This window comes from Bacteroides clarus, assembly GCF_015555825.1.
Classification (GTDB): Bacteria; Bacteroidota; Bacteroidia; order Bacteroidales; family Bacteroidaceae; genus Bacteroides; species Bacteroides clarus.
In genome coordinates, this window is record NZ_JADNLF010000004.1 from 213,812 (window position 1) to 228,152 (window position 14,341).

The 14,341-nt window shown below is 49.4% G+C and carries 12 protein-coding genes; 10 read left to right on the plus strand and 2 right to left on the minus strand.

Features of this window, described 5'->3' with window-relative positions:
* Nucleotide 1: 1 nt before the first annotated feature.
* Entirely contained in the window at nt 2-1,252 is a 1,251-nt protein-coding gene (locus I2F54_RS06575; protein ID WP_195500796.1) for an efflux RND transporter periplasmic adaptor subunit, read from the minus strand.
* A gap of 303 nt (nt 1,253-1,555) precedes the next feature.
* Between I2F54_RS06575 and I2F54_RS06580 the strand changes: the two genes are divergently transcribed.
* From I2F54_RS06580 to I2F54_RS06590, 3 genes are read left to right on the plus strand one after another with little or no spacing between them, the layout of a single operon-like run.
* The gene (locus tag I2F54_RS06580; RefSeq protein WP_009120572.1) at nt 1,556-1,825 is read left to right on the plus strand and encodes a hypothetical protein; all 270 of its coding nucleotides are present in this window, start codon (nt 1,556-1,558) and stop codon (nt 1,823-1,825) included.
* 5 nt (nt 1,826-1,830) lie between these two features.
* A complete protein-coding gene (locus I2F54_RS06585) occupies nt 1,831-2,385 on the plus strand; it encodes a 1-acyl-sn-glycerol-3-phosphate acyltransferase (RefSeq protein ID WP_009120571.1) in 555 nt (184 codons plus the stop codon).
* Nucleotides 2,386-2,415: 30 nt separating this feature from the next.
* Nucleotides 2,416-3,255, plus strand: coding sequence for an amidohydrolase (locus I2F54_RS06590; protein ID WP_195500797.1), 840 nt, complete (start codon nt 2,416-2,418; stop codon nt 3,253-3,255).
* Here the strand turns inward: I2F54_RS06590 and I2F54_RS06595 are convergent.
* Nucleotides 3,227-3,928 (minus strand): SIMPL domain-containing protein, encoded by a 702-nt coding sequence (locus I2F54_RS06595; protein WP_009120569.1) that lies wholly within the window; start codon nt 3,926-3,928, stop codon nt 3,227-3,229. The two genes, I2F54_RS06590 and I2F54_RS06595, sit on opposite strands and share 29 nt — an antisense overlap.
* Before the next feature lie 646 nt (nt 3,929-4,574).
* Here I2F54_RS06595 and nagA point away from each other — a divergent pair.
* The 7 genes from nagA to I2F54_RS06630 all read left to right on the plus strand — a co-directional run bounded on the left by nagA (nt 4,575) and on the right by I2F54_RS06630 (nt 14,340).
* Entirely contained in the window at nt 4,575-5,741 is a 1,167-nt protein-coding gene (gene nagA, locus I2F54_RS06600) for an N-acetylglucosamine-6-phosphate deacetylase (protein ID WP_195500798.1), read from the plus strand.
* Nucleotides 5,742-5,842: 101 nt separating this feature from the next.
* A complete protein-coding gene (locus I2F54_RS06605; RefSeq protein WP_009120567.1) occupies nt 5,843-7,834 on the plus strand; it encodes a glucosamine-6-phosphate deaminase in 1,992 nt (663 codons plus the stop codon).
* 89 nt (nt 7,835-7,923) lie between these two features.
* Complete coding sequence (locus I2F54_RS06610) at nt 7,924-10,851, plus strand: golvesin C-terminal-like domain-containing protein (RefSeq protein WP_195500799.1); 2,928 nt, start codon at nt 7,924-7,926, stop codon at nt 10,849-10,851.
* Nucleotides 10,852-10,968: 117 nt separating this feature from the next.
* On the plus strand, nt 10,969-11,292 hold the full coding sequence (locus tag I2F54_RS06615) for a hypothetical protein (RefSeq protein WP_009120564.1): 324 nt from the start codon (nt 10,969-10,971) through the stop codon (nt 11,290-11,292).
* A complete protein-coding gene (locus I2F54_RS06620; protein ID WP_009120563.1) occupies nt 11,289-11,501 on the plus strand; it encodes a sulfurtransferase TusA family protein in 213 nt (70 codons plus the stop codon). The genes I2F54_RS06615 and I2F54_RS06620 overlap by 4 nt, the downstream gene beginning before the upstream one ends.
* A gap of 26 nt (nt 11,502-11,527) precedes the next feature.
* On the plus strand, nt 11,528-13,333 hold the full coding sequence (locus I2F54_RS06625) for a YgiQ family radical SAM protein (RefSeq protein ID WP_195500800.1): 1,806 nt from the start codon (nt 11,528-11,530) through the stop codon (nt 13,331-13,333).
* A 374-nt stretch (nt 13,334-13,707) separates the two neighbouring features.
* Nucleotides 13,708-14,340: an HU family DNA-binding protein gene (locus I2F54_RS06630; protein WP_009120560.1), complete on the plus strand. Its 633-nt coding sequence runs from the start codon at nt 13,708-13,710 to the stop codon at nt 14,338-14,340.
* The last annotated feature ends 1 nt before the right edge of the window (nt 14,341 follow it).

Below are 14,341 nucleotides of genomic sequence, written 5' to 3' on the forward strand. Positions count from 1 at the left end.
ATTACTTTGAGAGGTTGTTATCCTTTGCTTTATTCTCGGAAACGGCTTTCTTGTTCAGGGAATCTGCCGGCTGTTCTTCTTCCTCTTTTGGAACCGCCGCCTGCGCACGCACTTTCATACCCGGAGTGAGTTTGTGGAAACCTTCCGTCACTACTTGCTCGCCCGCCACCAGTCCGCGCTCAACAACCATATTGTTGCCAAACTCCGGTCCCAGTTCGATGAAACGTTTCTCAACCGTAGAATCGCGGCGCATCACATAGATATAAGCGCCGCCCTTTTCAATGGTAACCGCCTTTTGGGGAACCGCTACCGCACCTTCGCGCACATCCAGCAGCAGCTTCACTTTCGTAAACTGTCCCGGCAGCAAGACCCTGTTCGGATTGGGCATCTCGGCGCGAACGGAGAATGTACCCGTTTGCGGGTCGACTTGCGGTTCGGCAAAGTCTACATAACCTTTATAGGGATAGACAGTGTTATCAGCCAAAGTAATCGTAATATTGGGCTGCCAGGAACGGGTAGAATCCTGACGGCCTATCTCGATATTGCGTTCCTTGCTTTTAAGGTAATCCAATGCGGTCATACTGAAGTCCACCAATACGGTATCGCTCTTCACCACGGTAGCGAGCAACGATTTGGCTCCCGGACCTACCAATGTTCCCAAGTCCACGTTTCTTTCACTGATATGTCCTGACAAGGGGGAACGCACGATTGTATACCCCAGTTCCAGTTCCGCCTGATCCAAATCGGCCTGGCTCATGGAAACGGAAGCCTCGGCGGTTTCATAAGCGGCCTGCGCATTATCCAAATCCAATTGGCTGGCGGCATTCTGCGCATACAAAGGGCGAATACGCTCCAGATCACGTTTGGCCTTCAACGCCTGCGCCTCGTCTTTCTTCAACTGCGCGCGGGCCTTATCAGCCTTTGCACGGTACTGGTCCTGATTGATGACAAACAAGACTTGATTCTTTGTTACATACTTACCTTCGGCGAAAAGCATACTCTCCAGGTATCCCTCTACGCGCGCACGAACTTCTACAAACTGCTGCGCACGAATACGGCCTACATATTCGCCAAAAATTTCCACATCACCAACTTCGGCAGGCTCCACAATCACAGTGGGCGCTTCCGGCTGAACTTTCTTCGGCCAGGTCAATATCAGATAACCGGCAAGCAGTGCCGCCATACAGGCTATCATCATTATTACCCTTTTCTTTCTCAGCTTTAATTCTCTTTTCGTAAAAAATAGTCTCATGCTTGTTTGTTTATTAAAATTAACCCTGTTTCTCTTTTCAAAGCAAACGCGATGCCAAAACACAACAAAGGCTATATTTGTTATATAATAGTTTAGTTATCAGCTATAAGCATACGCATAAAGTATCCCCGTCACATTCATCTTCCACACTTGCATTGTAGAAAATCTCCACAAATGTAGAATTATTCTACGAACTACTTCTCATTAAAAACACATAAAATCCCATTTTTCCTCTCCAGTCATTGAGAAAAACACTATCTTTACCGAAAATAATTCAATTTATTCACATAAAAAGTAAAGATTATGGCAAGTAGAAAAGTATTGAAGAAGAACGTCAACTATATCGCCGGTGAGTTATTCACCGAATGTCTTGTGAACAGCCTGTATGTACCCGGAACAGATAAGAAGAAAGCCGACGAGCTAATGAGTGAGATTCTGAAAATGCAAGATGAATTCATCAGCCGCATCAGCCACACCGAACCGGGAAATGTAAAAGGTTACTACAAAAAATTCCGTTCTGATTTTAACGCAAAAGTAGACGAAATCATTGAAGCTATCGGCAAACTTAAATAATAAGAATGAAGAAAAGACTATATAGTTTTATCTATTATCGCCTGTTAGGCTGGAAAACAAATGTAACAGTGCCCAACTATGACAAATGCATCATCTGCGCGGCACCGCATACATCCAACTGGGATTTATTTATCGGCAAACTGTTTTACGGCGCCATCGGACGGAAGACCAGCTTCATGATGAAAAAAGAGTGGTTTTTCTTTCCTTTGGGATTGATATTCAAAGCCGTCGGCGGCATACCGGTAGACCGGAGCCGGAATACTTCCTTGGTAGACCAGATGGCCAACAAATTTGCCGAAAGCAAACAGTTCCATTTGGCCATCACCCCGGAAGGAACGCGTAAACCCAACCCTAACTGGAAAAAGGGATTTTACTTCATTGCATTGAAAGCGCAAGTTCCCATCATGCTCATCGGTATAGATTATCCTTCCAAGACCATAACTTCCACCAAGGCAATAATGCCGACGGGAGATTTTGAAAAGGATATGCATGAGATAAAACTCTATTTCAAGGACTTTCATGGAAAGATTCCCGAGAACTTCTCAATCGGAACGATTTAAAAAAACGGTTTCCGACAACCGTTCGTCACAATGAACCGACTACGTGTCAGTATCCTGCAAACGGATATTGCTTGGGAAAATAAACAAGACAATCTCCGTCGTCTTCGCGAAAAGCTGGAAACACTTCGCGGAGCGGCGGAGATTGTTGTTTTGCCGGAGACTTTCTCTACCGGATTCAGCATGAATACCGATAAACTGGCGGAACCGGTAACGGGCGACACCATCACCACGCTGCGCCAATGGGCGTCTGAATACCGGATAGCCATCGCCGGAAGCTACATTTCCTGCGAAGAAAACTCCGTTTCATCCGAAGATAATCCATTATCCCGCGAACATCCCGCCTATTACAACCGCGCCTTTTTCCTCACTCCCGAAGGAGAAGCCTATTTTTACGACAAGCGGCACTTGTTCCGCATGGGCAACGAAACGGAACATTTCACGGCGGGCAATCGCCGTACCGTAATCCCTTACCGGGGCTGGAACATACTGTTGCTTGTCTGCTACGACCTTCGTTTCCCGGTATGGAGCAGGAATGTAAACAACGGATACGACTTGTTGATTTACGTCGCCAACTGGCCTGTACCCCGGCGAAAAGTCTGGGACATTCTTTTGCAAGCGCGTGCGCTGGAGAACATAAGTTACGTCTGCGGCGTAAACCGTGTCGGTAAAGACGGTAATCGATTCCCTTACGACGGCGGCAGCGCAATCTACTCATACAAGGGCGAACTGATGGCTCAAGTACCCGACAATGAAGAAGGGACAGCCACCGTACCCCTCGAACTTTCCGCGCTGCAAGCATTCAGAAACAAGTTTCCCGCATGGAAAGATGCGGATTCTTTCACTATCGTTTCAGATAATAGTTCACGGTAGTCACTACGCGTATGCTCTTAATATAAGGTGTATTGGCATCTCTGTCCGAAATGGAGAATTGTCCCTGCGAAGCATTCCGTATTTTACCCAGACTGCTGTCCGAGTCTTTTGCAAACTTCTCGGCTGCGGCACGGGCATTCTTCGTAGCTTCTTCTATCATTTGCGGTTTCACGTCATTCAAGCCCGTAAACTCGTATACCACGTTATAGCGGTAATCGCCCCCGCTGATGGCAATACCCTGTTTCAGCAGCTCGGCTTGTTCCGACATCAACTTCCGCACCTTGTCTACATTCTTTGAAGTGACCGTAATAACCGATGTGGCATTGTACCGATAAGCTATATCACGGTTCCCGTAACGTTCGGCCTGCATGTCTATCACTTCGGGCGGGGCAATGCTGATTTCTTCTTTAGCGATGCCATTACTTTCCAGAAACTTCACAATAACTTTGTTCTTCTGCTCCATATTGGCATAAAGCAAAGACGGGTCGTTCCCGATATCCTTATACATCAAAGGCCATATTACCTTATCGGCGGGGACTTCCATCTCAGCCAGTCCTTTTACGCTGACAATACGCTCCTTATCTATAAAATCGTTTATACCCCATTTTATTACCACTCCCAACAAAACCATACCGACAGCAATAATGGCGGCTTCTGCTTTCCATGTTTTCATAATCAATCGTTTTTATTATTAATGCGAATCAAGAGTTAATAATAGAGTAACCTAAGGCTGAAAGGCTTTTATCTCTCAGCCCGAGGTAACACCCCGGGAATAAATGTTCTCTGCACTCACGCCTTATAATGGCAAAATCTTTGAATATCAAATTTTGCCCTTACAGGGCGCAATGGTAATCATATTCGCATTCCCGGGGTGTTACCCCGGGCTGAGAGATAAAAGCCCTTCAGGCTTAGAATTTGTCTAATCAGTTAATTATCTAATCTGTTAATCATCTAATCAGTTTAATCAATTTAATTATCTAATCAATTTAATCATCTAATCGGTTTAATTGCTCAATCATACTTAGCTATTTGCTGTTTAAACTCCTGATTCGTCTTATTAAGGAGTGAAACTCCCTCTAACTCTCTTTAATTCCTATTTTCTTCAAAGTAACGAAATTAAAGTTTTCGCTGACCGTCATCCCGATTAAAAGATATTAAATAGGTATTTCTTTAAACATTACGCATCAAATTTTAGAGTATTTAATGAAAATACCTAAATGCATGGAGTGCATCTTACCCAAAAAGTAGTTATTTTTGTCCTTTGAAACGATGTCTGACGACTGAAACAATTAATTTATTAACACTAACCCCTAAATCCTATGTTGACTCAACTTATCAACGCACGCATCCTGACCCCGCAAGGTTGGCTCAAGGATGGTTCCGTACTCATCAGAGACGGGAAAATTTTAGAAGTAACCAATTGCGACCTTGCCGTTATCGGCGCACAACTGATTGATGTAAAAGGAATGTATGTACTGCCCGGCGGTGTAGAAATCCATGCACATGGCGGCGGCGGACGCGACTTTATGGAATGTACCGAAGACGCTTTTCGCGGTGCGGTCAAAACTCACATGAAATACGGAACCACCAGCATATTCCCCACCCTGTCCTCTTCTACCGTACCGATGATTGAACAGGCGGCAGAGACTTGTACGAAGATGATGGCGGAAAAAGACAGCCCGATACTGGGTCTGCACCTCGAAGGCCACTATCTGAACATGGCGATGGCCGGCGGACAGATGCCCGAGAACATCAAGAACCCCGATCCCAACGAATATATCCCCATCGTAGAAAACTGGCACTGCATCAAGCGTTGGGACGCCGCTCCCGAATTACCCGGAGCCATGCAGTTCGGTAAATACATCACCGGAAAAGGCATCTTGGCCTCGGTAGCCCATACCCAAGCCGAATTTGAAGATATACGCACCGCCTATGAAGCCGGATATACGCATGCCACGCACTTCTACAACGCGATGCCCGGATTCCATAAACGCCGTGAATATAAATACGAAGGTACCGTGGAGAGCATCTACCTCATGGACGACATGACCGTGGAAGTAGTGGCCGACGGCATCCACGTACCGCCCACAATCCTGCGCCTGGTCTACAAGATAAAAGGCGTGGAACGGATGTGCGCCATCACCGATGCTCTGGCATGTGCCGTCAGCGACAGCAAGGAAGCTTTCGACCCGCGTGTCATCATCGAGGACGGCGTATGCAAGCTGGCCGACCACTCCGCCCTTGCCGGCAGCGTGGCAACGATGGACCGCCTGATACGCACAATGGTACAGAAGGCCGACATACCATTGGCGGACGCCGTGCGTATGGTGTCCGAAACACCGGCTCGCATTATGGGCGTATACGACCGTAAGGGTTCGCTCCAGAAAGGAAAAGACGCCGACATTATCGTAATGGACGAAGATTTGAAAATCAGAGCGGTATGGGCAATGGGCAAATTAGTGCCTGAAACCGATACTTTATCATAAAATTTATTTCAACATAATGCGAATGAACTTTGTTTTTCGTATTTTTGTTAAGTTTTGAACAAGCGAACAGCTTTAATCATTTATTAATAACCAATTATTGTATGAAAACCAATCTTAGTTCTCAAATTACTCTGAACAGAGTATCCCCCAGGTACTATCGACCTGAGAACGCTTTCGAGCGATCGGTACTGACACGTCTCGAAAAAATTCCGACAGACATTTACGAGTCTCCCGAAGAAGGAGCCAACCAGATTGCTTTGGATATCGCACAAGTGATTCGTGACAAGCAGAAAGCCGGACGTTTCTGCGTATTGGCGCTGGCCGGCGGTAACTCGCCACGCAATGTCTATTCAGCCCTCGTGCGTATGCATAAGGAAGAAGGACTGAGTTTCCGCAATGTAGTGGTATTCAACCTGTACGAATATTATCCGCTGGCTTCGGACGCAGTCAACAGCAACCTCAACGCATTGAAGGAAATGCTGCTCGACCACGTGGACATTGACATGCAGAACGTATTCAGCCCCAACGGTACTATCGCCAAAGACACCATTTTCGAATATTGCCGCTTGTACGAGCAACGCATCGAAAGCTTCGGCGGTATCGACGTAGCCGTATTGGGTATCGGACGTGTCGGCAACATCGGTTTCAACGAACCGGGTTCGCGCCTGAACTCCACCACCCGTTTGATTTTGCTGGACAGCGACTCACGCAACGAAGCGTCCAAGATGTTCGGAAGCATTGAAAGCACTCCGGTAAGTTCCATTACAATGGGTGTAGCCACAATTCTCTCGGCCAAGAAAGTATATTTGCTGGCATGGGGTGAAGAAAAGGCCAAAATGGTAAAAGAGTGTGTAGAAGGCAACGTAACAGATACAATCCCCGCATCTTACCTGCAAACGCACAACAATGCCCATATCGCCATTGACCTTTCGGCAGCCGCCAACCTGACACGTATCCAACGTCCCTGGCTGGTAACTTCCTGCGAATGGAACGACAAGCTGATTCGCAGCGCCATCGTCTGGTTGTGCCAACTGACCGGAAAACCGATTCTGAAGCTGACCAACAAAGACTACAACGAAAACGGTTTGAGTGAACTGCTTGCCCTTTACGGCTCTGCATACAACGTAAATATCAAGATTTTCAACGACCTGCAGCATACCATCACCGGTTGGCCGGGCGGCAAGCCGAACGCAGACGACACCTATCGTCCCGAACGCGCTAAACCGTATCCCAAACGTGTCGTTGTATTCTCTCCGCACCCGGATGATGACGTCATCTCTATGGGCGGTACTATCCGCCGTCTGGTAGAGCAGAAACATGACGTGCATGTGGCATACGAGACTTCCGGTAACATTGCCGTAGGCGATGAAGAAGTAATCCGCTTCCTGCACTTCATCAACGGCTTCAACCAGCTCTTCAACAACAGCGAAGACCAGGTCATCAACGAGAAATACACCGAAATCCGCAACTATCTGAAAGATAAGAAAGACGGCGATATGGATACCCGCGATATCCTGACCATCAAAGGGCTGATTCGTCGCGGCGAAGCGCGTACGGCATGTACTTATAACAATATCCCGTTGGATCACTGCCACTTCCTTGACCTGCCGTTCTATGAAACGGGTAAGATTCAGAAGAACCCTATCAGCGAAGCCGACGTGGAAATCGTACGCAACCTGTTGCGCGAAGTGAAACCCCACCAAATCTTTGTCGCCGGTGACCTTGCCGACCCGCACGGAACACACCGTGTTTGTACGGATGCCGTATTTGCAGCTATCGACCTTGAAAAGGAAGAAGGCGCCAAATGGCTGAAAGACTGCCGCATCTGGATGTACCGCGGCGCATGGGCAGAATGGGAAATTGAAAACATCGAAATGGCGGTGCCCATCAGCCCCGAAGAATTGCGCGCCAAACGTAACTCCATCCTGAAGCACCAAAGCCAGATGGAAAGCGCACCGTTCCTCGGTAACGACGAGCGCCTGTTCTGGCAGCGCAGTGAAGACCGCAACCGCGGTACAGCCGCACTGTACGACAGCTTGGGTCTGGCATCTTACGAAGCCATGGAAGCATTCGTAGAATACATTCCGCTGTAAATGTTTACTAAATAGCGATAAGAGAGTGGGAAGCGATGAACTTCCCACTCTTTTTTTGTGTATTTTTGTACGGTACTTAACTATTGAATATGAGAAAGCTATATTTATCCATACTGCTCCTGTCGGTAGGAGTTACTTCCCTCTTTTCACAAGAAATAGAACAGGCCGTCCGGGAGCGGTTGCAAACCTTCTTCCAAGCATATGCCCCTGCCGATGTCAATATCGGTACATGCCGGCTCGACAGCGTACGCGTAGACTTCCGCCGAAAAACCATCAGCATCTACGCCGATGATAAATTCTCCTACCAGCCCTTCCGGCCTGAAACGGTGGAAAAGACTTACCGGGACATCAAGAAGATACTCCCCGGCCCCGTTACCTATTTCGACATCACCGTCTTTACCGGCGGACGTTCCATCGACGACCTTATCCCCAACGCATACAGAAACGGAAAGAAAGATAAAAACCGCCTGTTTACGGACATACATTACAAAGGCGCCCCCTGGGTGACCCGCGCATCCCGTCCCTTTGAAATAACCCGGGGACTGGAAGGACGGCACATCGCCCTGTGGCAAAGTCACGGAAGGTACTACATCAACAGCAAGGACAAATGGGGCTGGCAGCGTCCCCGCCTGTTCTGTACCTCCGAAGACCAATTCACGCAATCGTTCATCCTCCCCTACCTCATCCCGATGCTGGAGAATGCGGGAGCCAACGTATTCACCCCTCGCGAACGCGACACGCAGAAACGGGAAATCATCGTAGACAACGACGGCAACCGGAACGGTACAAACTCCCTCTATCTCGAAGTGAAAAGCAGGAAAGCACGTTGGGAAAAGACCTCTCTGCCGGGATTTGCACAGCGGAAACGCATCTATGCGGAAGGAGAAAACCCTTTCCTTGACGGCACGGCACGCTTCGCGCAGACCGAAAAGAAGAAAAACAAAGCCTTCGCCGAGTGGGTTCCCGATATTCCGGAAACCGGAGAGTACGCCGTATACGTTTCCTATCAAAGCCTGCCGAACAGCGTAAGCGATGCCAAATACCTCGTATTCCACAACGGCGGTGTCACAGAGTTTAAAGTTAACCAGCGCATTGGCGGCGGCACATGGGTATACCTCGGTACTTTTACTTTCGACAAAGGAAGCAATGACTACGGTATGGTGGTATTGAGCAATGAAAGCCGGGAGAAAGGAGTGGTATGCGCCGATGCCGTACGTTTCGGCGGCGGCATGGGCAACATTGCGCGCGGCGGCAAAACCAGCGGTCTGCCCCGCTATCTGGAAGGCGCCCGTTACTCCGCGCAATGGGCGGGTATGCCCTATCCCGTATATGCCGGATACAAAGGCAAGGACGACCTCTCCGACGACATCAATGTACGTTCGCGTGCCATCAACTATCTGTCGGGCGGCTCCGTATTCAATCCCGGCGAACAGGGATTGGGAGTACCGTTTGAAATGAGCATGGCACTGCACAGCGATGCCGGCTTCAAGACCGACGACCGGATCGTAGGAACACTCGGCATCTATACCACCGATTTCAATAACGGCGAATTGGCGGCGGGAACAGACCGTTACGCCTCGCGCGACCTTGCCGACCTGTTCCTCACCCGCTTGCGGCAAGACATCCGTTCCACTTTCAATACGGACTGGACACGCCGCAGCATGTGGAACCGCAATTACAGCGAAACCCGCCTGCCCGCCGTTCCTTCCGCAATCGTGGAGATTCTCTCGCACCAGAACTTTGCGGACATGCGTTTGGGACACGATCCCAATTTTAAGTTCACGGCCAGCCGCGCCCTGTACAAATCCATCCTGCAATATATCTGCACGCAGCATAACAAAGAATACGTTGTGCAGCCCTTGCCCGTCAGCAATTTCGCCATCCGCTTCGGCAAGAAGAAAAATACGCTGGAGCTTTCCTGGAAAGGAGTGAACGACCCACTGGAGCCCACCGCTACACCCCGCGAATACATTGTCTACACACGTATCGGACGGGGCGGATTTGACAACGGCGTACGTGTAAACAATCCGTTCCATACCGTAAAGATAGAACCGGGCATTGTCTATTCTTTCAAAGTAACGGCAGTGAACCGGGGTGGAGAAAGCTTCCCGTCCGAAACCCTCGCGGCCTACAAGTCCGAACACGAAAAGGCGCGTGTACTTATCATCAACGGCTTCGACCGCATCAGTGGTCCCGCTGTGGTAAACACGCCCGACGAAGCGGGATTTGACGTGGCTCAAGACCCCGGCGTACCTTATCTATACGATATATCCCTCTGCGGCATCCAGCAGAACTTCAACCGTAAAGAAGCCGGAAAACGTTTGGGAGAAAGCGGCAATGAATATGAAGGCATGAAAATAGCCGGGAACACCTTCGACTACCCCTTTATGCATGGCAAAGCCATACAGGCGACAGGCGGCTACAGCTTCACTTCATGCAGTGACGAAGCTGTGGAAAGCGGTAGTGTGGCATTGGAAGACTATCCGATAGCGGACTATATTCTGGGATTGGAAAAAGCGGACGGCAACCTGTCACGGACAGCCTATTACAAAACTTTCTCCTCGCCCATGCAGCGCGCCTTGGCAGCCTACTGCCGGGCGGGCGGCAACCTGTTGGTCAGCGGCGCCTACATAGGCAGCGACATGAACGATTCGCAAGGCAACCGGGAATTTACCCAAAACGTCCTGAAATACCGCTTCGGTAACAGTTTACAGACATCCGGCGGGCAAATCGGCATACAAGGCTTGGGGCGCAGCCTCAGCATCCCCCGTCTGCCCAACGAGCAGGCCTATCCCGTAACAGCCCCCGACTGTATCCTGCCTATGGCAACCGCTTTTCCAGTCATGACCTATGCAGACGGGAACCAACCGGCCGCCATAGCCTATAAAGGTAACGACTACCGTACTTTCGTCATGTCATTTCCCTTTGAAAGCATTCGGGAAGAAACAAACAGAACGGCGGTTATGGCATCCATACTGCACTTCTTTACGGCAGATAATACGGGTATGAACAGATAATAACGACAATCTTGATAAATAATCTGTGGAAATATGCATAATCTGTGGTGAAAAACTTATCTTTGCTTTTACAGAAAACATCGATTACTAAACATTAATCATTAAAACATTAACGCCATGTACACTATACAAGCCAATCCCAGCGGAACCCGCAACCTGGAAATATCGGAAGAGAATCTCGCCACCATCGAGAAATACGGCCTCTTCCGTCATCTCATCGACAGCAACGGCATCGTGGACGAAACCGTGCTCGACAAACTCAAGCTGAATATCCGTTCCCTCATCGCCGCTCAGGAAGAAGACAGTAAAGACCTGCTCGACCTCTGCATCGACGTTATCTATCACAACAACATGAAAGCCTTCGGGCTGCAGCAGCTTATCAAGCTCTACCTGCAATGGCTTTCCCGGCAAGAAACCATAGAAGAGGAAGAAGATAAATGAAAACCATCGACACACGCGGACAGAAGCTTTACAGCCCTCTCATCCCCGCCGTAAAGGCCATGTGCGAAGCCGGGAAAGGCGAGAAACTGGAAATCATTATGGACGATGCAACCGCCTTTAATGACCTCAAGGAGTATCTCGCCGAACAGCAAATCGGCTTCCGTGAGATTTATGACGGAGAGGAAATGCTGGTGCAGTTCTGTAAGTAATTAAAACTTTCCGTATCTTTGCACCCATGAAAGAATACAGACTGACTGATTGGTTGCCTACAACCAAGAAAGAAGTGGAACTTCGCGGGTGGGATGAACTGGACGTTATTTTGTTCAGCGGTGACGCGTATGTAGACCATCCATCGTTCGGGGCAGCCGTCATAGGGCGCATACTCGAAGCGGAAGGACTGCGTGTGGCGATTATTCCCCAACCCAACTGGCGAGACGACTTACGGGATTTTAAGAAACTGGGGCGTCCCCGCCTCTTCTTCGGCGTCAGTGCAGGCTGTATGGACAGTATGGTCAATAAATACACCGCCAACAAACGTCTGCGCAGCGATGATGCCTATACTCCCGACGCACGTCCGGACATGCGCCCCGAATATCCCTCGATTGTCTATACCCAAATCCTTAAAAAACTATATCCCGATGTGCCCGTCATATTGGGCGGTATCGAAGCGAGCATGCGCCGGCTGACGCATTACGACTATTGGCAAGACCGCGTGCGTCCCAGCATTCTTACGGACAGCGGCGCCGATGCGTTGACGTACGGTATGGGTGAGAAACCCATTGTGGAGCTTGTAAGAAGATTAAAGCGGCAGCAACCTATTCTCGACATCCCCCAACTGGCTTATCTTACTAAAGAAGTGCAGCCGCAGGAAGGGGACATCACCCTTTTCTCGCACGAAGAATGCCTGAAAGACAAGAAGAAACAGGCCGCCAATTTCCGCCATATCGAAGAAGAGAGCAATAAATACGCCGCATCGCGCATCCTGCAGACCGTAGGCAGGCAAACCGTCGTTGTCAATCCGCCTTACCCGCCCCTGACGGAAGCGGAACTCGACCGTTCTTTCGACCTCCCCTATACCCGCCTTCCACATCCCAAATACAAAGGAAAGCGTATACCCGCATACGATATGATTAAGTTCTCCGTCAACATCCATCGCGGATGTTTCGGCGGTTGCGCTTTCTGTACCATCTCGGCGCATCAGGGCAAGTTTATCGTCAGCCGCAGCAAGGAAAGCATCTTGAAGGAAGTAAAGGCCGTAATGGAATTACCGGACTTCAAAGGGTATCTCAGTGATTTGGGCGGCCCCTCCGCCAATATGTACAAGATGCGGGGACGCGATGAAGCCGTATGCAAGAAATGCAAACGCCCGTCGTGCATCCACCCCAAAGTGTGCCCTAACCTGAACACAGACCACAGCCCGCTGCTCGATATTTATCATGCCGTAGACAGTCTGCCGGGCATCAAAAAGTCATTCATAGGCAGCGGTGTGCGCTACGACTTGCTGCTGCACCAAAGCAAAGACCCCAAAACCAACAAAAGCACGCAGGAATATACCCGCGAACTCATAGCCCGTCATGTAAGCGGCCGCCTTAAAGTCGCGCCGGAACACACCTCGGAGCGTGTGCTCGACATCATGCGCAAACCGCCGTTCAGCCAGTTCGGAGAGTTCAAAAAGATATTCGACCGAATCAATCGTGAAGAAGGCCTGCGGCAGCAGCTTATCCCCTACTTCATCTCCAGCCACCCCGGCTGCAAGGAAGAGGACATGGCGGAACTTGCCGTCATCACCAAGCGTCTGGACTTTCATCTGGAGCAGGTACAGGACTTTACTCCTACTCCCATGACCGTCGCCACCGAAGCGTGGTACACAGGTTTCCACCCCTATACCCTGGAACCCGTGTTCAGCGCCAAGACACAACGCGAGAAACTGGCGCAGCGTCAGTTCTTCTTCTGGTACAAACCCGAAGAACGGAGAAATATCATCAATGAACTGCGGCGGATAGGACGGAAGGACTTGATTGACAAACTGTACGGGAAATAGGAAGATACGGACAAGTAAAGTACTCCGTCCCAATCTTCCCAACAACCGCTGTCAAACAGCGAATTGCCAACCATTCATAAAGAAGCACTCACACTCCCCGTATCAAGTACTCACTTCTTAGGAGAAAGGCTTGCTCATATAGGAAATAAGCCGTATCTTTACGCTCAAGATGAACATCTTTAGGTTAAAGACCGCCATCTCCAGCCTAAAGATACATATCTTTAAACTGAAGATACAGTTTAAAGCATAGGTTAAGTCTCCCCGGTAAGCAAGTCCGCCTACTTTCGTCCCTACCCCATGCCACTTCTTCCTTAGCCCCATGCAGGACGGACATCCATCACCGAATTATCAACCCGTAAACAACAAAAAACATCATGGCAGAATATCAAATGCAGACCTCTAATCTTCCCAACGAAGACGGTGAAAAAATACTCTTCCCCCGTATCAAGATTTGGGGACAGGTAGATTTGGACTACCTTGCCCAACGCATCAACTACGCCAGTACCTTTACTCCCGGCGACATCATCGGACTGGTAAAATCACTCACCCAGGCCATAGCCCGTGAAATGGGCGAAGGACACTCGGTGAAAGTGGACGGACTGGGTGTATTCACTCCCTCGTTAGGGTTGCGCGAAGGTTTTGAACGGGAAAGCGCCGAACAGGGCGGACAAAAACGCAACGTAAGAAGTATCTGTGTAGACAACATCAACTTCCGCGCAGACAAGGATTTCATCTACGAGACAGGACGAAGTTGCATACTGGACCGCTCTAAATGGAAGTTCCGGCACTCCTCCTCGCGCTACACCGCCGGACAACGGCTGAAACTGGCGCAAGACTATTTAGAGTCGCATCCGTTGCTGAAAGTAGGTGACTACTGCGAACTGACAGGACTACTGCGCAACGCCGCCGCACAAGAGCTGAAACAGTGGAGCGAAATGCCCGAAAGCGGAATCGGCCATACGGGCAGAGGGTCACACAAGATATATATCAAAGCAACAACAGACTGAC